At 36.2% G+C, this 21642-nt stretch carries 19 protein-coding genes and 1 pseudogene; 5 read left to right on the top strand and 15 right to left on the bottom strand.

All coding sequences use genetic code 11. The features are described 5' to 3' along the window. The first annotated feature begins 255 nt into the window (after positions 1 to 255). On the top strand, positions 256 to 867 hold the full coding sequence (locus CJF29_RS22505; protein WP_099146876.1) for an HU family DNA-binding protein: 612 nt from the start codon (positions 256 to 258) through the stop codon (positions 865 to 867). A 157-nt stretch (positions 868 to 1024) separates the two neighbouring features. Here CJF29_RS22505 and CJF29_RS22510 read toward each other — a convergent pair. The 13 genes and pseudogenes from CJF29_RS22510 to CJF29_RS22570 form a co-directional block, all read right to left on the bottom strand. Continuing rightward, positions 1025 to 1327: pseudogene (locus CJF29_RS22510) on the bottom strand (AAA family ATPase); the annotation flags it as partial. 90 nt (positions 1328 to 1417) lie between these two features. After that, on the bottom strand, positions 1418 to 2617 hold the full coding sequence (locus CJF29_RS22515) for an ATP-binding protein (RefSeq protein WP_074558232.1): 1200 nt from the start codon (positions 2615 to 2617) through the stop codon (positions 1418 to 1420). A 1468-nt stretch (positions 2618 to 4085) separates the two neighbouring features. Beyond that, on the bottom strand, positions 4086 to 4301 hold the full coding sequence (locus tag CJF29_RS22520) for a hypothetical protein (protein WP_176553148.1): 216 nt from the start codon (positions 4299 to 4301) through the stop codon (positions 4086 to 4088). A 79-nt stretch (positions 4302 to 4380) separates the two neighbouring features. Then, positions 4381 to 5823: an IS66 family transposase gene (gene tnpC, locus CJF29_RS22525; protein ID WP_413544513.1), complete on the bottom strand. Its 1443-nt coding sequence runs from the start codon at positions 5821 to 5823 to the stop codon at positions 4381 to 4383. Further along, positions 5804 to 7069 (bottom strand): group II intron reverse transcriptase/maturase, encoded by a 1266-nt coding sequence (gene ltrA / locus CJF29_RS22530; protein ID WP_099147667.1) that lies wholly within the window; start codon positions 7067 to 7069, stop codon positions 5804 to 5806. Before ltrA ends, tnpC begins: the two co-directional genes overlap by 20 nt. A gap of 10 nt (positions 7070 to 7079) precedes the next feature. Continuing rightward, positions 7080 to 7433 carry a hypothetical protein gene (locus CJF29_RS22535; RefSeq protein ID WP_141561043.1) on the bottom strand — a complete coding sequence of 118 codons (354 nt, stop codon included), beginning with the start codon at positions 7431 to 7433 and terminating at the stop codon, positions 7080 to 7082. Further along, on the bottom strand, positions 7433 to 8059 hold the full coding sequence (locus CJF29_RS22540; RefSeq protein WP_413544493.1) for a hypothetical protein: 627 nt from the start codon (positions 8057 to 8059) through the stop codon (positions 7433 to 7435). The genes CJF29_RS22535 and CJF29_RS22540 overlap by 1 nt, the downstream gene beginning before the upstream one ends. 87 nt (positions 8060 to 8146) lie before the next feature. Further along, the gene (gene tnpB, locus CJF29_RS22545) at positions 8147 to 8491 is read right to left on the bottom strand and encodes an IS66 family insertion sequence element accessory protein TnpB (RefSeq protein ID WP_004297053.1); all 345 of its coding nucleotides are present in this window, start codon (positions 8489 to 8491) and stop codon (positions 8147 to 8149) included. Between the two features lies 1 nt (position 8492). Beyond that, positions 8493 to 8861 carry a hypothetical protein gene (locus CJF29_RS22550; RefSeq protein WP_176817105.1) on the bottom strand — a complete coding sequence of 123 codons (369 nt, stop codon included), beginning with the start codon at positions 8859 to 8861 and terminating at the stop codon, positions 8493 to 8495. Between the two features lie 74 nt (positions 8862 to 8935). After that, on the bottom strand, positions 8936 to 10225 hold the full coding sequence (locus tag CJF29_RS22555; RefSeq protein ID WP_099147225.1) for an MAC/perforin domain-containing protein: 1290 nt from the start codon (positions 10223 to 10225) through the stop codon (positions 8936 to 8938). A 305-nt stretch (positions 10226 to 10530) separates the two neighbouring features. Beyond that, positions 10531 to 10587 carry a hypothetical protein gene (locus tag CJF29_RS22560; protein WP_368086600.1) on the bottom strand — a complete coding sequence of 19 codons (57 nt, stop codon included), beginning with the start codon at positions 10585 to 10587 and terminating at the stop codon, positions 10531 to 10533. A 253-nt stretch (positions 10588 to 10840) separates the two neighbouring features. After that, positions 10841 to 13033, bottom strand: coding sequence for a DUF5722 domain-containing protein (locus CJF29_RS22565; protein WP_099147227.1), 2193 nt, complete (start codon positions 13031 to 13033; stop codon positions 10841 to 10843). Between the two features lie 37 nt (positions 13034 to 13070). After that, entirely contained in the window at positions 13071 to 14795 is a 1725-nt protein-coding gene (locus CJF29_RS22570) for a DUF5722 domain-containing protein (RefSeq protein WP_099147224.1), read from the bottom strand. Between the two features lie 333 nt (positions 14796 to 15128). On the opposite strand from CJF29_RS22570, the gene CJF29_RS22575 reads away from it, so the two are divergent. The 4 genes from CJF29_RS22575 to CJF29_RS22590 all read left to right on the top strand — a co-directional run bounded on the left by CJF29_RS22575 (position 15129) and on the right by CJF29_RS22590 (position 18898). Then, complete coding sequence (locus CJF29_RS22575) at positions 15129 to 16001, top strand: glycosyltransferase family 2 protein (RefSeq protein ID WP_004324344.1); 873 nt, start codon at positions 15129 to 15131, stop codon at positions 15999 to 16001. Positions 16002 to 16192: 191 nt separating this feature from the next. Then, positions 16193 to 17008: a glycosyltransferase family A protein gene (locus CJF29_RS22580; protein ID WP_004324342.1), complete on the top strand. Its 816-nt coding sequence runs from the start codon at positions 16193 to 16195 to the stop codon at positions 17006 to 17008. Between the two features lie 52 nt (positions 17009 to 17060). Next, positions 17061 to 18059, top strand: a complete 999-nt coding sequence (locus CJF29_RS22585; protein WP_004324341.1) for a glycosyltransferase — start codon at positions 17061 to 17063, stop codon at positions 18057 to 18059. Beyond that, complete coding sequence (locus tag CJF29_RS22590; RefSeq protein ID WP_004324340.1) at positions 18059 to 18898, top strand: glycosyltransferase family 2 protein; 840 nt, start codon at positions 18059 to 18061, stop codon at positions 18896 to 18898. The genes CJF29_RS22585 and CJF29_RS22590 overlap by 1 nt, the downstream gene beginning before the upstream one ends. Before the next feature lie 72 nt (positions 18899 to 18970). Here the strand turns inward: CJF29_RS22590 and CJF29_RS22595 are convergent, their stop codons facing one another. Together CJF29_RS22595 and CJF29_RS22600 are read right to left on the bottom strand one after the other, a co-directional pair. Continuing rightward, a complete protein-coding gene (locus CJF29_RS22595) occupies positions 18971 to 20296 on the bottom strand; it encodes a glycosyltransferase (RefSeq protein ID WP_074559310.1) in 1326 nt (441 codons plus the stop codon). Between the two features lie 88 nt (positions 20297 to 20384). Beyond that, positions 20385 to 21314 carry a glycosyltransferase family 2 protein gene (locus tag CJF29_RS22600; protein ID WP_099147223.1) on the bottom strand — a complete coding sequence of 310 codons (930 nt, stop codon included), beginning with the start codon at positions 21312 to 21314 and terminating at the stop codon, positions 20385 to 20387. Between the last annotated feature and the right edge of the window lie 328 nt (positions 21315 to 21642).

The following is a 21642-nucleotide window of genomic DNA, read 5'->3' on the forward strand; positions in this document are numbered from 1 at the left end:
TTCTTTCATGTAAACAACTAGTTAATTACTTGTTTTTCACCTAATAATGTCGTATCTTTGAAAGAGCATCCCAATCGTTCCACTACAGTACATAGGCCTGTTCACTACAGTAAAAAGTTCTGTCTACTAGAGTGAAAAGGACCGTTCACTGTAGTGGAACAATCAGGATAGCGGTTGAATAATAAAAGAATAAAAGCGAGATACACCAAGAGCATCAATACATAACATATAAATAACCATTAAATTAAAACAAAGATGGCAATACAATTCGAGTTTTATAAGAATCCCCAACCGGAAAAAGAAGGGGAAGAACCTAGTTATCACCCACGGGTGGTTAATTTTCAACATGTAACCACTCAAAAGCTGGCGAGAGAAATCCACATGGCAACTACTTTCGGGAAAGCGGAAGTAGAAGCCATGCTAATGGAATTGAGCAGATGCATGGGCAACCATCTGTGCGAGGGAGAACGAGTACACCTGGATGGGATCGGCTATTTCCAGGTTACATTACAGGCTACCGAACCCGTGCACTCACTTACCACCCGTGCAGACAAAGTAAGATTAAAGTCCATTAACTTCCAAGCTGACAGAGATTTAAAAAGTTTGTGCATGAGTACTCATTTACGACGTTCGAAATACAAACCACATTCCGCTTCTCTTTCTGAAGAAGAGATCGACAAGAAGCTCACTGGATATTTTGCAAATCACCCCGTATTGACCCGTTCCAATATGCAGTCACTCTGCTGTTTCACTCAAAGTATGGCCAGCAGACAAATCCGTCGCTTAAAGGCACAGGGCTACTTACAGAATATAAGCAAGCCCACACAGCCTATTTATATACCGACCCCGGGGCATTATGAGAAATGAGTTCAACGGGTATGAGAAATAAGCCAAATGAAGGCTAATTCGTGAATAAAACTATGATAAATACCGATTTTCAAAACATTTCTCATAGTCTATTCTATTAATTATCTGACACTTAGATCATATTTATGAGAATATGAGAAACAAATATTTTATATCCATTCTGACAATGTAACTCCAGCTCGCGTGCAAGCTCATAGGGAATATCCGAAAAGAAACTTTGCAAGCGACGGAAAAAAGATTCATAATCACCGGCACGCACTTCACGAACAAATTTCAGAATTTCAAAAGGAGACTCCACCTTATTGACATTCGCATAATAAGGAAGGAGAAAACGGATAAATCCTTCCTCCACTTCACGATTAGGAAAACCTAAACGATATATTCCAAAACGCTCATCATACCCCTTAATGGTGAGGTATCCGCTCTGATAAATCACCGGGATAGGATTGGTAGATTCGGCAACTCTACTCTAACCTTACCATCAACCGCTTATGCACGCTTATTTACGCCCCAGACATTATAAGAAAGAATATTTCCTGCAGGTTCCCCGTCAATACAGGAAGCCGACAATCCAAATCGGCAATTTACACCTGTAAGGCGTTTCTATTCCATCAGCTAAAATATAAGAATCAGGCACATCTGCAATCTGATCATACGTTTTACCTTCACCACCAACTTCCAAAATATATCTTCCATTGACCCTAAAATCTCCGGTTTTCTTCCCGTACTCCACTTCATTGTCACACGAAAGTTGATTGACCACAAACGTTTCACGTGCCGTTCCTATTTTCACAGGATGAGAAGCTAAAGCATATAGCAGATTAGGATTATCCAGGAAAATCTTATCCGGCTTTTGCATCTTCTTGACAGACAACAGATCCGCGTATAGCAAATGGAGCAATTTCGCCTTTTCCAAGCTATTCAGATATTCGATGACAGTATTACGATGAACGCCTATAGTTGTTGACAATTTGGAAATATCTACCTCAAAAGGAACAGAAGTTGCAAGAATGCCCAACAAGGCCTTTATCTTACGCACATTACCCACATCAATTCCACACAACTGGGGCAATTCCGTTTCTACAATAAAATTAACAACCTGTTCTATACTTGTATAATAATCTATCTGATTTTTCAAATAAAACGGATAATATCCATATTGCAGATATTCCTTAAAAAGAGGTAAAGGGCGACACACTTTATTCACTTCCGAACAAATCTTTTCGGGCGAGGTCAAGACTTCTTCCAGCGTACATACGGGAAAGCTCATTTGTTTATAGAACAATAAAAATTCTCGGAAAGAGAGCCCCTGCATCTCATAAGGGATACAGCGTCTGGATAAGTCGGCATCAGCATTTAATATATTGAGTAAAGAGGACGCGCTGAACACAACCTTCAAATCGGGATACATGTCATATACTTCTTTTATCTCCTTACTCCAAGTCGGATATTTATGTACCTCATCCAGAAAGAGATGCTTTCCTCCATTCTTTACGAATACATCCGCCAATTCCAGCAAAGTATGATTAGAGAAATAAACAGAATCCAATGTACAATAGAGCACGTCCCTACTATAAACCTCATAATGCAGTTTCATATACTGTAACATTAAAGTTGTTTTCCCCACTCCTCGAGGTCCTCTAATAGCCACCAACTGAGCATCCCAATTGATTCGATGCATCAATGTCCTTATAATCTCAGTCGATGTCAATGACAACAAACGGTCTTGTTTTGCAAAAAGAGTTTCCATATATTCCTATATCTTAGTATTATGAGATACAAAGATAATCATTTGCTGTTTGCAAACAGCATTTTCTCGTACTTTTTGCTGTTTGCAAACAGCAAATGAACACGTTCTCAACAAAAGGTGTCTCAAGCCTATATCTACCATATAATATTCTACCTGCTGATACAATACTCACGGAGAATTCCTGAAACCTTTCGTTCCATAATGGAATGGGGATGTAAGAGTCTTACAACTCTCAAATCGTTAAAGGATCAAGAAAGGAAACAAATCCCATAGCCAACGGCATTATATTCGGATTAAACAGCCCCTCCACACAGAGACTGAAATTATCCGACATTCATTTACTTACTCCGCCATTTTGTACCATCCGGCGTGAGTTCGCTAATTTTACAGAATATCCTATCAGTTTTTACTATGTTGCAGAAAAAAACGGAAATATCGGGAGCAGCTTGTCTTTTATCAAGATACCATATGCTTTATCCAGTGATAACTTATCTTTGTTGTTAACTGTTAAAACAGAGAAAAGTCATATTGTCTCCTACAATTTCACTAAATCCATCCATTTCGATATTATACTGGATTTTACTAAAACACTAGATGAAAAACAGCTTAATACATTTAGTAAATACTATAAAGTAAACAGATATTTACTAAAACAAACACCAATCGCTTCCTTAGATGAGAACTTTCAAAAAAGATGGTTTCCTTTGGATTTATTTAATGCCGGTAACGACTACTTCTGGTCTGTCATCGACATGGAAGATGAGCTGTAAAAACACGACAGCTATGATTTTGACTTTAGAATCGACAAGAAACCCAACCACGGAATTTGTATATGAAAATGATCGCAAAGAACATGGATAGAAGCTGTTTCTCAATCAAACTTAATGGCAATTTGAAGGATATGGAAGCTTTTTATGCGCTTTTACCTCTAGAAATAACAATAGAAGGAAAATGAGCGATTTGGATATTTATATGATGCAGCTATTTCTTATCAGAATTGGAACAGTATATGCAAAAAAGAAATAGTAGCGATTATTTAACATTGAACATTTATATAAGCTGAAAAGAATTTCCCAATCCAATATGAGAGTTTCTTTCCACCGTACTGATAGAAGTCCATTGCCAGATCAGTCAGTTTATGTTCTACAAAACACAAGTCATCAACTATCACAAACAAGACTTCGTCCATATTACCATACAACTAGATATGTATGTTGCAAGAACATGGTTGTTTTTCCAACACTACATGGACCCAATTTTCATTCGGCAATCAAGCCTACATCTGCTATATTTTTTAGAAATATTCTGTAAATGTCCCTAATTCGCAATGAAGTAGTTGCCTTATATTTTTTATTTTGAGAATATCCCTAATTATGACATCTAATAAGTAGCAAATTTATTGCCAATTTTGTAAACCTCTATTTTTATGATAAAAAGAAAGGGCTCGAAATCGAGCCCTTTCTTTTACCTACTGCGGATATGCATAGAATGCAATGCCATTATATGTGCACCACTCTGAATAAGATGGCACTTCTTTTTCATTCATTACCAATATACAGTTTATACTTTCTTCAGCATAGAAAGCATAAATAGGAATTGTACCAGCAGGAGGTGTTTGATAAGGGCTATATACATATCCTTCAATTCCTTCATACTGAGTCCATGATAAATATTGAGTAACCATACTATTTTCCGCCACGACAATTTTATCGGCTGTCTTTCAGCCGATAAAATAAAAATGCCCGTAAGAAAATATTTTTGTTTTAACATTCCGGTTTATAGAAACATGGCAGAAGCGCCTTCTTGTCGCAGTCCTTACCATAAAGAATACATTCAAACAAGTGTTTCAGGTAGTCCTGAGAGGCTATGTCATTTAACTTACAACTCTCTATCAAAGAGAAGATGAATGCTGAGTTTTCTGCCGCATCCTCACTGCCTATGTTCATACAGTTCTTGAGCAGCAGCTTTACAGGTTTCATCCTTTGCTCACAGAGGTTGTTCGAGATTTCCGCTGAACCGTCCTTGAGGATATTTCTCAAGGATTTCCACTGGTGTATCGTATAGTTCACGGCCTTTCTCATCAGTTCGTTAGCCATAATCTTCGCATCCTGCATCATAATGACCACCTTATGATGGATACGTTCAAGAATCGGTCCTGTAAGCTTAAGCCTTCTTTCCTTAATCTGCTCACCGCTGAGTTTCATCATACGGAACAGGTCTTCATTTCTGAACATCTCACCAATAGGATCTATTATGTCCATCGCTGTTCTGTCTGAAGGCAGGGCATCAACCCACAACCTTCTACAGTGCGTCCAGCATCCTATATGAAGCACCTTTGAGTCTTCACCATCGTACATCCTGTAAACCGTATATCCGTCAGTGGATATGGTTCCCATAAAATATTCCAGGAATGACTTTGCCGCATCGGATGACCTGCTGCCGTTATTATAGTGATAATAGACCATCTTAATATGCTTGGCAAAGAAAGCCCATAAGTACTTTCTCCTGTAAGCCTTCCCTTCCTTTGTCTCCACTCCTACGAGTTCGGTGGTCTCATCAACCATAAGGTATTTAGCTCTCTGTACAAACTCCTTGAATACATCTTCTATGAACTCCTTTAGCTTGGCGATTCCGTTATGTATATAGCTGTTCAGCGTGGTATTGCTTATGTGGATGCCCTCTCTTGCAAGCAGTCTTATCTCTCTGTTTTCTGGCATGCTGAAGTCATATTTTAGGCAGAGCAGGCGGGCAAGCAGTTCAGGAGAGAAGATACCTCCAAGATTTTTCAGCGGATGCTCCATGGTGCTTGTGAAAGTGCCGTCTGTAAGCTTTACCCTTGCCACCTTGTAAACATGCTCCACGTTATGAGCCCTTACATGTTCTATGACCCTGTATTCCCAAACATCAGGCATACCGTTACGGTTCATAAACCTTGCACCATCCGGGAGTTGGTAATAGTCTTCTATTTCATGAACAACTACCTTATCCACCTTCAGCCTGCTCTTTTCTGCACGTGGGGCGGTTTCCTTTCTTCTTGAAGGTTTGCTGTTCTGTTCAGGCACGTTATCGGAAGAGGTATTGCCACTGGTTTCGTTACCATGTCGAGTAGACCAAGGGAATTTCACCCTCAGCCTCTCTCGGAACCGTACGTGAAAGTCTCCCTTCATACGGCTCTTCGCATTCAAATCATTTCTTTTGACGTGCATAGGGTACATATCCTACTTGCCAATGATAAAACAGATTGGGTTCTTTCTGAGCTATATAGGCTAACCAATAATGAGCAGATATGACACCTCGACGACGAAGTCTTTTATATTTCGTCTTTGCCCAATAAGCAATAGAGCGATTCAGATGGCACATAACTTTCCAAAATTCTGTTTTACCAAATTTCTCATAATAGTTTATCCATCCTCTTACGACATCATTAATATATGCTGCCACAAATCGTAGACTTCGATTATGGAGACGTTTGAGATTCCATGATTTTATTGTTTCATGTATTCTGCTTACCGATTTCTTGCTTATAGCAGGCAAATAACTTGTGAATAAGACGTTGTTGCGTTTATCTTTTGCTGCTCTTGATCTAAAAGTAAAGCCTAAATAATCAAAAGAAGTACAATGATAGTGCTTTGATGAACGACTGCTCATTTTACAGAATACTATTTTTGTCTTTTCCTCATTAAATTTCAATTTACATTCAGTAAAGCGTTCTCCAAGCCTTTCCTTTATGTATTCAGCTTGAGCCAATGTACTGCAATGACAAACACAATCATCAGCATATCTCTCAAAAGGTATGTGAGGATATTTATAAGACATCCATTTATCAAAGGTATAGTGTAGGAACAGGTTTGCTAAAATTGGACCTATGACTGAACCCTGCGGTACTCCCATGTCCCTCTTTACAATTTCTCCATCACTTCTCTGATAAGGGACAGTCAACCAACGTTTTATATAGAGAAGTATCCATTTTATATTGATATGCTTCTCCACCGCTTTCATTAATAAGCCATGGTCGATTGTATCAAAGAATTTGGATATATCTATATCTAAAACCCATGCATACTTCCAACACCGTCTTTCTGCCTTGGCTATGGCATCATGAGCAGAGCGATGCGGACGATAACCAAATGAATCTTCATGAAAACAGGGTTCGATGAGAGGCTCAATTACATTAACAACAGCCATTTGTGCAATACGGTCTTCAATAGTGGGAATCCCTAAAGGTCTTTTACCACCATTTGATTTCGGTATTTCTACAAGTTTTACTGCTTTAGGCATATAACTGCCGGAGCTCATGCGATTCCATAGACGATAAAGGTTGGAACCTAGGTTTTGCTCATAAGTGGTCATCTCTATACCATCAATGCCTGAACTACCTCTATTAAACTTTACTTTCTTAAAGGATTCAAAGATTATTCTTTTGTCTATTTGAAATGGTTTTGCTTCTTGCATTGTGTCCTCCTTAGTTTATCAAGTTGCACAATACAGTCCGCTGAATACGTTTCCCCCTTCGCTCCCTTCTCATTACAAGAACTTCAACACTACTACGGAGAAATCCGCCACAAATTGAGACTTTGATACTTTCTGCCTTACGTGTCATGCGTCTTTGGCATTTTCTCTTGACATTCTCAATCTGCTTCTCACGTTCCATCAAAGAGCCTATATAATGGTCTTGCCGCCTACACACCGTACACCAAAGGGACAGTAAACAGGTAACCTCCCTTCTTATCATAGAGCGTAGCAGAAGCCCTATTTCTGATGTAATCTGATAACAATAACGATGCTTCATCAACGGTTCATTTACATTCAACTCCATTATACATACCTTACCATATCTTCTGACTTATTACACACAACGTTCACCACTTTTTGATTGCTCAAAACGCAGCTTGTGATGGTTTGCAACCTGTTCCTGTAAACCGATTGCGAGGGACCTACCCTCATCTCTTTGATAGTTGCAGACAAAATTTCCATGATACCAGCCAATAGCATCATGTTATAATGCCCTCGTGACACACCGGCCTTATTATTATCATCATCCTTCTTGTCATAACCGTCATACTCGGACTTCTCCATTGCAGACTTGTCAAGGTTACGGTTGTTCAGCAGCCTTCTTTGCTCGGAGGTACGGCCGAAACGGTGTTTCCTGCTGTCATCAAGCTGTAGCTTGAGATTGGAAATCTCGTTTGCCAGCATTCTGTTCACCTCGTCTTTTGCCCCAAGCTGCTTTCTCATAAGTTCCATTTCCTTTCGATAGTTCTCGACTGTTGCGGATAACTCATTGATTGTCTCCATCAGAGCCTTGGAGTTCTCCTTGTTGGATTCTTCAATTGCTTTAAGCCTCGCAATCAGTTCGTTTACCTGTTTGCGAAGCCCTGCCTTTTCCTCATTCGCCAGACCCAGCTGACAGCAAAGTAACTCGTATGCTCTTTCATCAATCATGATATAAAGGTACGAAAAATCAGGCAGTTACGCAAACTTTTTATCGTTTATTTTTATACTATTCTATTGATAATCAACATGTTAATATTAACCTTTCGGACTAACGTACATCTTGTCAACTACAATGCTTTCCGTAAGATAAGCCATGTCCGACCATTGTATCCGGTAGCATCTGGAGACTTCATCAAATACAGGTTTCTTGAATTTGCCCATAACAGGACGTTTTTCGTAAAGCACATAAAAACCGCGTTCGTAATGAAGTATCTTCACGACCTTTCGGTTCCGGGACATGAACATATATACATTGGACGCATCGCTCGGGTCAAGTGACATTTCTTCCCTTATACTCTCACACAGACGGAAAATGCCTTTCCGCAAATCAACATTACCGTTAAACAGGTAATAGTTCAGGTTAGCACTCAGACCAAGCATATCATCCTATCATTTTATTAAGCAACAGGCTCAAATCAAGAACGGTGGTGTTTCTCAGGAACAGTGTTGCGCCAGACACCAACTGTAACTTAATCCATTTTATTGGTGGTTCACCTTCAGGCTGTTTCACTTCCAACTTCACAGTTGGACTATTGCATGGTTTCCCGGTTATCTGGACTTTGGCAACCTTGGGCTGCTCAACCTGGACTGTCTTGCCTAACTTCTCACTCCACAGTTGGTGACGCTGCCAGTTCATGAACTTGTCGTAATTTACCCCATAATCAGCACAGAACTCCCGAAGATCCTTGGTCTCGCTGCATAACTGGTAGAGGTCATATACCTCCTGATAGTTTACTTTTTCTTTTGCCATAATCATTTTTGTTAAAGGTTACGGCGCAAAGATATGGCGGCTAACAACTTATGTCAAGGCGGAAAATAGAATGGTTACAAATATTGATTAAGTTCAGCTTCTCCTCCTCTAGCCAAATATATATGATTGTGTCCATTCGAGTCATAAACTCTATAAATTGGAATTGTATTAGGTTCTTGAGTCTTATGTACATAAAAGCAAGCTCCGTTTTTAGCCACATTATTAGTTGAATAGCTAATATATTCTTTTAGATTTGTTGTATAAAGACAGTCATATACATTCATGTCATATAGTGTATACATTGGAATGAGATTCATTGTCTGAAGTTTTTTACCTTCCAAGTAGTTTTCAACCGCCTTTTTTATTTGCTGCTTCTTTGTGACATCTGATATAAATTCATATATAGGAAATGTTTTATTCCAATTAATATCTACTAATGCTGCATTTTTATCATTTACAGATTCTTCCCATTGTGTCTTGTTAAATTGTATGCTCGTCAAACCTTCAGTTGAAGTTAACGAATAATTAAGTCCACTATTAGTACCTCCATGATAACTGATTTGAACATCCCAATTTGAGTTTTTTTTATTAAGATTTTTAACTTCCGTTGTTTCATGTGAACCATTTCCACTGGCACCAAAGATTCCTATACTCGTTTTTGCTCCTGCTTCTACTATTTTTTTCTTTTCAATATTGTTATCAGTTTCAGTTATTACAGACCTATAATTAAATTGTAACCTCCCACCAATAGATATATCAAGCAATACATGAGTACCATATTCTTCAACAAACTGTTCGGGTGTCATCTTATTTAAATTATTAATAAATGCAGTTGACAAATAAGGGATTAGATCATTTGCATCCACAACATCCAAATAAAGTCTCTTTATCCTTTTTATAATATCTACACGTGCAAATGAGTATTTATTAGAATATGAATATCGCTCATTTTTTTCTTTTGTTACCTTAGCACTACCAGATAATGATAATGGCCCTATTTTTAATCCTCCCGATCCTCCAGTTACCCTCTTGTCCTTTATTTCTTGTAAAAACTCCTCTACATTTGCTCCAGCATAAAAGTCTTCATTCGCAATTATTGTTGCAGGATTATAAAATCGGTCTTTATTATTGGGATCTCCAATAAAAGATTTGATATCTACGACCATTTTTTTTGCATTATCTACATGTAAATAATCGCCAGTAATATCGTAGCTAAATCCCAGCAAGTCATACTCTCCATCTGACGCCTGTCTAGTTGTAACCTTACTTGTTTCTACTTCACCTACTTGTAAAATCTCCTCCATATCCGAGGTACATGCCTGAAAAAGAAAAACAATGAGTAATGATAGATAAATTTTCTTCATAATAATAGTCTTTAACGTTTAACAATGCAACAAATATAAACATTTATTTCTCACATCCAATAAATATGGGCAAAATATTTTAAAAACAACACTTTTAGCACCGTTATTCTTTTTTACTGCACTTCTCATTTGTTTTTTCTAAAAGTTCCCCATTTAAAAACGTTCTAACTTTCCCTGCTGCCTACATGTGAAATATTATAGATGAATCCGTCATTGATTCCTTCTGCCATCATGACCAGATCACGCCATTCCATGGGATATGCTTTGCTTTTTTGATCATATTCGGGTAAGCGAAAAGTTCCTTCCTACAGCCTTTTTATATACAGGACAAGACTGCCACCTTCCGCATACAGAAGCTTCATCGTGGTCCGCTGGCGGTTTATAAAGATGAATAGTCACCCAAACGGACATCATACCCCATTTTGTCATGAATGACTCCACATAGTGAGCTCATGCCTTTGCACATATCTGTCTTACTCGAATAAAGGAAGTTATCATTCAGGCAAAACGTGGTAACCGCAAATTTGAGTGAGTAATTGCATAGCGGCATGGGATTTGACCATACCACTGAAGCAGGCTGTTATACCACTAGGAAACTCTATTCGAATCTCTCCGCTATGGAATCTTCTGAATGATACCTTCCCAGCTATCAATACCAATCCGCTGCAAGTATTGTTCAAAGTACTCATTTTCTGCATCAGTACCAGCTTTTTGATAAGTCATCCATACCGGTTTAGCTTCCCCCTGATATTCCGCATCATTGTATTTACGTAATCCTAAACGAGCACCATCACCCAGATGATCGAACCAACTATGCCATTGGATTCCATTAATCCCTTCCAAAGCATTGATCTTCTTCCACCCAAAAGCAAACCCAGCAGCTTGATTCTGCAAATCCTTATCCGCATAACTTGGAGAGCATGTTCCAGCCTCAGAAAGCCACACAGAACGCCTGATGCCTCCCTTATATTGGTTTTGCGGGATACTAACCCATTTATCCAATACTTCAAGGTTCTTCAATGTCACATATTCTGTATCCATAGAAAAAGTAGCCTGAGCATCATCCCAAGTACAAGGATTCCCCAATTGAGCCGGGTAACTATGGCATGCCAATGACCAAAAGAAGTCTCCCTCTGCTTTACAAAACAGATTCATAAAGTCAAGCATATCTCTGACCTTATACCAACCGCCCCCAGCAGCAATATTCCATCCATGAGAGAAAGAAATAAAAACCTCTGAATTCTGGTCATATTGATGTACAATATTATAACACATACGCATTGAACGAAGATACGTATCCATAAATGTAGCAATTGGTTTATCTCCCATATTTGTCCAATGACTACCTCCATCCACCTCATTATGAATAATCCAATGCGCAATACGCATACCAGGTTTACTATATCTTTGTGCCAGAAAATCAAGCGCAGCAGCATAACATTGCGTAGACTCTATAGTAGTCATATTAGGCATGGTATAAGGAGCTATGCCATTAAAATCCGGATGTTTCAGAAGTTCTCCAGCATCTCCTTCAGGAGAAACCAACAAAATACCAGCAACAGAAATATTGCGCTGGCTAGTTTGTTCCAATACCACATCAAATGCACTTCTAAGATACTCCTCATTAAAATAATAAGTTACTCCCCCATACACATACGGAATATCTCCCGACTGTTGAGAAAGATGCATAAAATTTGTAATAGGAATATTTATTGTAGCACTGCTGATTCCTAATTCATCTAAATCTGATGCAAGAAACTCATGATTTATAAGTCCCCCCAATCCTTTTTTAGACTTTAATGGAATAGCTCCAACATTTTGTTTTACATAAATTCCATCTGCCCCCACATAACGAGCATGAGATACTTGCTCATCTTTTTCTACTCCTTCCTTAAATATTGCCCACTTAGATAACAAACGATCATACTGATAACCACCAATAGCCGCATAACGATTCAAATGGATTTCAAAAGAATTCTGTGACAAAACTGTTTTATATATAGATTCTATCTTTTTTGCTTTAAACATATCAACAAAAGGCGGTATTTCTCCTAAAAAGAAAATTCCATCCCCCTGATAGTTTCCCTGGACACTAATTATGTCCTTCCCGACGGTGATATCAGTCACATGGCAATTATAACCCTTATTTAGATAGTCTTTTATATTTTGCTCATATTTTTCCTTATTGAGAATTTCATTATCTTCTTCCTCCTCTTCCTTCCTTTCCTCCTCATTCATTACACGCAGACATATATTACGTATTTGTATCGTATTATCAGGAACATTACCAAAATCTATCCGCAAATAATCGCCCTTTTTCCCCCAATCAAAATCTTTACGATATTGTTTTAAACGCACGCTAAAAGATTTCCATGTTTCAGTACCCGGAACTTCCCCTGCACTCATGCTATGAGAAGCATCAATATTGGTTTCAGCATCTGCGAAAAAAAGTTCCAGATTGCTTATACCCATCATTGTCTGGTATTCAAACTCAAGCACATTACATTCCTTTGGAATGTCTTCCTTAAATCGGCCACCCGTAACCCACGGATCTCCATCAATAGTTTCTATAATATAACTATCATCCTCATTTCGAGTTAAAACTACCCCTGATTTATATGGACCATCTAATAGCATATAAACAGGAGGAGTTATGATCTCTTCAGGAGGTATAGAACCTCCTCCAGTGTCTTCCACAAAATCATCACCACAAGAAATCACATTCACAATTAAAAACGGTATTAACAACGGCATAACACAACGCCTTACAACATATTCCAGTTTTTTGGCACAAACAATACTTAACATTTTCATAATTTCAGTTTTAGTTAATAATGCAGATAAATTAAAATTTTTCAATAATATTCCAATCAGAAATTCCAATTACAGATAGAAACTGTTCAAAATATTCATCATCTTCTTCTGTGTTTGCTTTTTGATAGACATACCAAACCGGCTTTGCTTCTCCATTATAAGTTGCATCCAGATACTTACGCAACCCCAAGCAAGCCCCATCACCTGGATGATCGAACCAATTGTGCCATTGTATTCCGTCTATGCCTTCTAATGCGTTTATCTTTTTCCATGCGTAAGCAAAACCTGCCGCCTGTTTCTGAAAATCCTCATCTGAATATGTAGGAGAATTTACACCTGCCTCTGAAAGCCATACAGAACGCTTAACAGTCCCTTTATACTTATTTTCTTTAGACAAAGCCCATTTATTCAACACCTCTAAATTCTTGAATGTTATATACTTTGTATCCATAGAGTAAGTTGCATCCGGGTCAAGCCATGTACAAGGATTAAATAATGATTGCGCATAACTATGATATGCCATAGCCCATTGGAAATCTCCCTCAACCCGACTATAAGTATTCAACAAATCAACAATGTCTTTACTAGTATACCATCCCACATTAGAAATATCAGTCCACGAATGTGAAAAAGAAGCGAACACCTCTGCATGTTCATCATACTGACGCACAATATTATAACACATACGCATAGACTTTATATAAGTATCCGAAAAGATAGTAACAGGCTTCACTCCCATATTTGTCCATGAGAGCCCACCATCAACCTCATTATGCATAATCCAATGAGAGATACGTCCATAGCGATTATCTGATCTACAATACCTTCTAGCTAAAAAATCAAGTGCCGCAGCATAGCAATTTACCGACTCCAAAGTTGTCATATTAGGCATCGTATAAGTTCCTTCACTATAATCCGGATGCTGTAATAATTCTCCAATTCCCGTATCTACACTTCGTGAAGCCGGATCAATTAAAATAATTGCCGCAACGGAGATATTCCTTTTTTTTGTTGCTTCTAATAAAACTTTGTCTAAAGTATTATTGAGATACTCTTCATCCATATAATACGTTTTTCCTCCATACAGATGTTCTATATCTCCTGCTTTGGGAGTAAGATGCATAAAATGAGTAATACAAACATTAATTGTAGCACTACTAATACCCAATAAACTTAAATCTGATATAAACGAATTTGCAGTAAGACCTCCCAGTCCTTTCTTAGAAGTCAATGTAATAGGAGATAAATGTTGATATGCCCAAATTTCATCTGCATGTCGTGCATGAGACACCAATTGGTCTGCTAGATCTGTCATTTGAAAAATAGCCCATTTTGACAATAACCGATCATATAAAACACCTTCTCTTTCAATAAAACGATCTAATACGATACTAAACGATGCTTCAGTCAACTCTACCTTATATGGGGCCTTGTCTATCTTTGTAACATCCAAATAAGGAGGGATCTCACCCAAATAAAAATGCCCTTCACCCACACAGTTACCCACAATTTCAATAGAGGATTCTGTTACAGATACTTTATTTATAACAGAGGGATAAGTATTTCGCAAATATTGTTTCAGGCTATCTTCATATTTCAGATCATCTTCATTATAAATTGAAGATATAACTTCTTCCTCTTGATCTTCATGACATCCAACTAACAACATTAGTCCAGATAACAAAAACAATACAAAAAGCAACAATCGCTTCAGTCTATCACTGCTTACGAGTGATCGATTTTCAAATATGCCCATAAGTAAATAAAAATAACAGGTTTAGGATCCTTTCGTACAAAGATAGACTATACGATTGAAAAAAAGATTTTGTTTCTCTTTTTTTTGTTTATCTTTTTTGTTTTAAACATATATAGATATCACAAAAATTATCCAAACTTTATTCATTTTTCTAATCACTGAACATATATTATTACGCATAAATCACTATTTTTGCAAAAAAAATGCAGGAATAATTATCATAGAAAAAATCCTTAGAGACTCCTATAAGCACAAAAACAGAATTTCCACATGATTATAGCACACTAATATACAATCAACCAACAACAATCATCATAAACCAAAACAATAGAAATGAACCTAAACAATACGCCACAACTATCCATAATCACAATTAACAGAAATGACGCTCAGGGCTTAGAGAAAACTCTAGAAAGTATATGGAAAAAACAATCCTTTAAGGATTTTGAACATATTATTATTGATGGAGCCTCAACCGATAATAGTATTAACATTATAAAAAAGTATGCATCACATTTATCTTATTGGGTATCAGAACCTGATAAAGGAATCTATAATGCTATGAACAAAGGAATTATTAAAGCTAAAGGCAACTATCTTTTGTTTTTAAATTCCGGTGATTGGTTAGAAAATGACATTCTAGCACGAGTATTTAAAGAAAATTTCACAGAAGATATTGTCTATGCTGATTTATATCAGTATCGTAATGCTGATGATATACAAATCAGCCCTTATCCCGACAAATTGACCCTACCTTTTATATATAATTATTCTTTAGGACATCCGTCGACTTTTATTAAAAGAGAACTCTTTAAAAATATGCTATATGAAGAAAAATACCGAATTATATCAGATTGGGCTTTTTTTATAACACAGATCCTTTTGTTTAATCGCACAACAAAACATCTAAATTTTGCAGTCTCATACTTTAATGTTTATGGAATAAGTTCTGACCCTAAAAGTGGTAACTTAATCATGCAAGAACGTTCCGATTTTTTTAAAAATAATTTTCCCTATTTGATTAGCGAGTTTTATCAGAATCATACTACCCTTCAAGAGAAGGTAAGAACTCAAGAGCAGGCATTAGACATATTATCAAAGCACCGAGTTCAACAACTCATAGACACTGTTTGGATCCAAAGAAAAGCACGACAGTATATTAAATTCTTATTTTTAATAGAAAGATTTCTTAAAAGAAAAAGATAATAAACACCTCAAGTCGTCACTCTGAATATCTAAAAGAATCTAATGCCGACCTCTATCCAAACATCATACAATAATAACATTGAATATACAATATTAGAAATGACGAATATTAATCAAAAAAAAATAGTAGCTTTGCAATCTATAAACCAGAAAAAACTAATGTATAACATCATTGTTAACAGAAATAAAAAATGAGAAGAAAGTTGATTCGAAAATATAAAGCATTCAATCAAGACTTTCAAAGGTCTAAAGAGCTATTTCTTAAATGGTTTATTCCCGAAATCAAAAAAAGGTTCTTTGGAGTAAAGAAAATCAACTATAAAGACATCCCTATCATTATTAATAACTACAACCGTTTGGAAATGCTAACAAAGCTAATCCATAGCTTAGAAAGTAAAGGATACCATAATTTATATATTATTGATAACCAATCAACATACCCTCCACTATTAGAATACTATACAAGATTACCATACCCTGTATATATGTTAAATAAGAATGTCGGGCATCTATCATTGTGGGAAACAGGGATATTTAAGCAATTCAAGGATTCTTATTATGCCTATACCGATTCTGATTTAGAGATCCTCCCTAATTGTCCTGACGATTTTATTGAGAAATTTATTTTATTACTACAGAAATATCCAAAAGCATTGAAGGCTGGCTTCTCAATCTGCATAGACGACCTACCAGATCATTATAAATTAAAAGAAAAAGTTATAGAGTGGGAAAGCGTTTTCTGGAAAGAAGAAATAGAGCCTAACATATTCAAAGCTTTAATAGATACAACCTTTGCTGTATATAAGCCCTATTTTATCGGGGAACCTATTGATCCAGACTGTTTCTGTATTCGAACCGGCTACCCTTATTCCGTCAGGCATTTACCTTGGTATATGAATAGCGCAAAACCAACTGAAGAAGAATTATATTATTTGGGGCATATTAAAACGCTAACCCATTGGTCAAAACAAAATCAGACAAATACAAACTCGGCTAAAAAAGAGTGAAAAATATATCTATAATGTTCTCTATTAAATAACGCAATAAAAATATCAGATTATGAAATGTTACATTTGTCTGACAGACTCCATAGTCACTCGAAAAGACTATCTTGATTTACTAAAAGTCATGTTAATCAGTGCTAGGAAAAACACATCTCTCCATTTAGTTTGCCTATATGATGGCAACACCAATGACCCTGTTTATAACTTATTAAAGGAATTCAATGTAGAAATAATCCTCCATCAATTGCCCTATAAGCTAGAGTTGATGGAGATATATCCGCGTGAATGGATGTTGCAGAATTTAGGGAAAGAAATCGAATATAACCGAATTTTCGGAACATTTATGAGAATGGAAATCCCTGTTGTGGAAAAAGAAGAAAAGTATGTTCTTTATTCTGATATAGACGTGATTTTCAATGCTGACATTTTACTTGAGGAACTTCCACATCCCACTTATCTAGCAGCTGCCCCAGAATATGAGCGTAATGTGGAAGATATGGAATATTTTAATGCAGGAGTATTAGTTATGAACATCCAAGGCATGAAAGAGAAATATGAGGAATTTATTCTTAAAATGAAAAATAGAGAAAGAAACATATCCGGACTTTTTGACCAAGGATATTTAAACGAATTATGCTTCAAAGACATGGAATTACTACCAATAGAATATAATTGGAAACCTTATTGGGGTATCAATGACAAAGCTAAACTTATCCATTTCCATGGTATGAAGCCTAGTAGCAATCTCAATGAGGCTGGTTTTATTACTGATAATTCTTTTTTCCGTATCGTTTTTGATGCAAATCCTGGCGGCTATGCAGGATATGTATATTATTTTACTCAATTCTATGATTATCTGGGAAGAAAAGACGACAAATGGTTATACAATCACCTACAAGAAGTTTTCAATTTATATAAAGATCCATCTTTTTTCTTTTCTAAATATAACAAGTATAAGCTTAAATACCAGAAATATAAGAAATACTATTTAGTTACTTTAGGAATATCCTGTGTCTTACTGATACTGTTATGTTTAACCCTTATTCTACAATAATGAAGAAACAACCATTGATATCAGTTATCGTTGCTTCGTACAACTATGCTAAATATATAAAAGAGACTTTAGATTCTTTAATCAGACAAACCAATAAATCATTTGAAGTTATTGTTGTAGATGATGGAAGCAAAGATCAAAGCCTTCCTATAATAGAAGAATATGCCAACCGTTTTAAAAACATAAAACTATACACACATCCCGGTAACCAGAACAGGGGATTAGCTGAGACTGTAATATTAGGAATTGAAAAGTCTAATGGAGAGTACATCGCATTCTGTGAGAGTGATGATTATTGGACCAATAACCATATTGAATATTTACAAGATACAATTCAACAGAATCCTTTAGCAAATTTCATAGTCAATGGTATCAAAGTTATAAACCTATCAAATAACCCTGAATATGATTCATATATAGAATTTAGTTCCTCATTCCTCAAAAAACATTCAGGCAGTAACATATTTCCCTACCTTGATTCAAACTATATCCCCACATTCTCCGCCGTTTGTGTAAAAAAAGAAGTAATTCAAAATATTAATTTTAGCACCCCTTACCCCGCATGGTTGGATTTCTGGCTTTGGAGACAAATATGTGTGTTCAATAAAGTCTATTACATTCCCCAGGAATTAACTTTATGGAGAAAACACAATGAAAGTTATGATGCAGTCTCGGATAATAAAGATTTCAACGGCTTTATAAAAAGCTCAGACCAATATCTAGTATCTCAATACAGTTTATCCCAGATAATAGCCAATGCCAATATTCCCAAAGATAAAAAGTCTCTCAAACAATTTATTAGATCTTTTTGCCACTTCATATCATTCAAGAATGAATAGCAGCAGTTAATGCGTAAAGAATCTAAAACGTTTTCAAGATGACAATATAGAATCAAAGGCTCAACAAAAACATTAAAATTCATCTTTAAGAATAGAAGTATAAACCGATAATCTCCGATCCAACATTTCTTGTGGATTATACATATTCTTCATTTTGTCATTAGCTTGATGAACCAACATTTTTTGTAACTCCAAATCATTAGATAATTTAATCATAGCATCTGCGAAATCAACAGTATTATCGGCTATCAAGCAATCTACGCCGTCGTTAAAATGAATACCTTCCAATCCTTTTGAAGTTGTAATAAAAGGAACATTTGAAGAAACCATATCAAGTATTTTCATTCTCATACCACTTCCGATACGAATAGGAACAAGAGCAATGCTCCCCTGCAAGAAAGAGGTCAAATTCTCAACGAATCCAACTAACTCTATCTCAGGACAAGCCGTTCGTAATTCAGCAGAATAGCGTTCATATCCCATTCCAACCACTTGCAAAGTGAACTCAAAATTGCATTTACGTAAATAAGGAACTATTTCCTTACAAAGCCATACAACAGCATCTAGATTTGGAAAATGTTCTCCATATCCCACAAAAGTAAAACGTCGATGAACACAAGGGATAAACTCCGTCTCTGAATTCGATTCAAATTTTACCACTGCAGGAGAAGCATAAATATGGTCTTCACGACCTAAATAGCTAGTTAACAATAATCTATCTACTTCCGTTAAAGCAATTATATGCTTATACTTCTGCAACGCATTCCATTCGAAGTCTTTTGCAACAAGAAAATTCATCCGATCACTAGGCCGTATTGCCTGAAAAAGGTTCATCTCATTCTCGTTACGTATATATCGCAATTCATGATGAACGAAAATCGTCTGTACATTCTGCGGTAACACATATCCCAATGCTATCAATTCATAAAACTCTACCTGAATGATATCAAACCCTGTATGTGCTACTTTTGTAACATAATCTATATATTGTGTATCAAATTCTTTATATACAGAATTAGGTAAAACAGACTTTTCACGTACAAAATCTTTATCTTTCAACAAATCAACGGTACCGTTTGACGTAGATAATAACTGCCTCCGCATTTTACGCTCAATAGACATCTTGAGCTTTTTCAGCCACTTATAATAAAAAGGATTTCGCACTAAAGGAGAGTCCGGTTCTTCTTTTGTCTCTTTAACAAAAGTATAAAAATCCACATCTTCCCACAAATCTTCTAACTTTTCTACCCTTTTTGCCTCATCAATCGTCCAAGCATAAAACAACACAGAAACTGACATTTTATGACGGATATAGTCTACCATTTGAAAGAAAGCCTGATTTCCCCCAGAATTCAAAGGATAAGGAACGCAAGGTATAATAAAAAGTATTTTCTTCATTTTGTATTTCAATAAAATTAATATTCAACCATCTCTTTCTAACTAGGAGATAAATTATAGACTGAACATTTCATCAAAAGAAATTATCTCAAATAAAAAGTTTGGCTTTCAAAATATGGGAACGTAGGACACGTAAAGCCACAGCAGGAGAGAGTTTTCTCAAAATAGCATATAAACAAACCAAATCTTTTAGACTATAATTTCCTCTTACAGAACACTCTAGTATTACATTCACATAAGCCACCAACGCATCTTGAAATCTAGACTCCCGGAGATTTAATCTATAATTCATTCCAATCCATTTTAGAAAAAGTCCGGTAGCTTTAAGCTTCTCCCCATCAAAACGTGTAGAATTACTTATATTCTTATCTTCAGCATTCCGCCAATAAACAGGAGTTCCCGGTAATGAAATAATACCAGATGCATAATCCGCAAACTTTGCCCATGTTGCATCATCTGAACACCATGCCAAAGGAAACCTAACAAACCCTCCTGTTTTCTTCCAAACATCACGTGTAAATACATACTCACACGCAGCAGAGGATATTTTACCACTTAACTTGTCTAATAAGAAATCATAACCAGAAATCCTTTCTGTCTCAAAAGGTGGATTAGTATATTTCAGTTCACCATACGCATCTACTATAGCCAAAGGAAAGCGAAATACAGCATCGCATTCTCCAGACTTCTTCCAAACCTTTATTACTCGCTCTACAGCATCTGGTGGCATTAAATCATCATCTAAAAAAAGCCATACCAGCGGCTCATCAGATAATTCAATACAGCGCTCCCAATGAGCAACCAAATCTCTCCCACCCCAATTTTGTTCAAAACGAAAATAGAATATATCTAATTTATCCTTATAATCAGATACTATTGATTCTAAATCATCAGGACTGGCATCATCACCGATATAGACCGTAAAATCACGGTTACTCTGCCTTACAATAGAATCTAAAACCTCCCGAAAAAAACAAGCTTTATAAGCAGGTATAATGATTGCCAGTTTATTTTTCATTTTTCTAACTATTCAATAGTTTCATTTGCAAAGATAAGTAAATGAGATGAAAGATTTGCATTAATAAGATCACTTTAATTTCTGATATTCTCGATTCTAATAGAGACAAACCTAACAATCAATTATACAAGAACAATTGACTTTATATTTTGGAAGCTCCCTATACCCAAATAACATCAAAAGCCATAGCAGAGTATTAAGTTAGATGAAAAACATATTGCCTTAAAATCTATACCTCTGAGATTAATAACTTGCCACTCTTATTTTTTCTTTATACCTTTGTGTCATTATGTATAAAAACAATCTGTACTTCTACAAAGTGGTACTT

The sequence above is a fragment of the Bacteroides celer genome, from assembly GCF_002632415.2.
Lineage (GTDB): Bacteria > Bacteroidota > Bacteroidia > Bacteroidales > Bacteroidaceae > Bacteroides.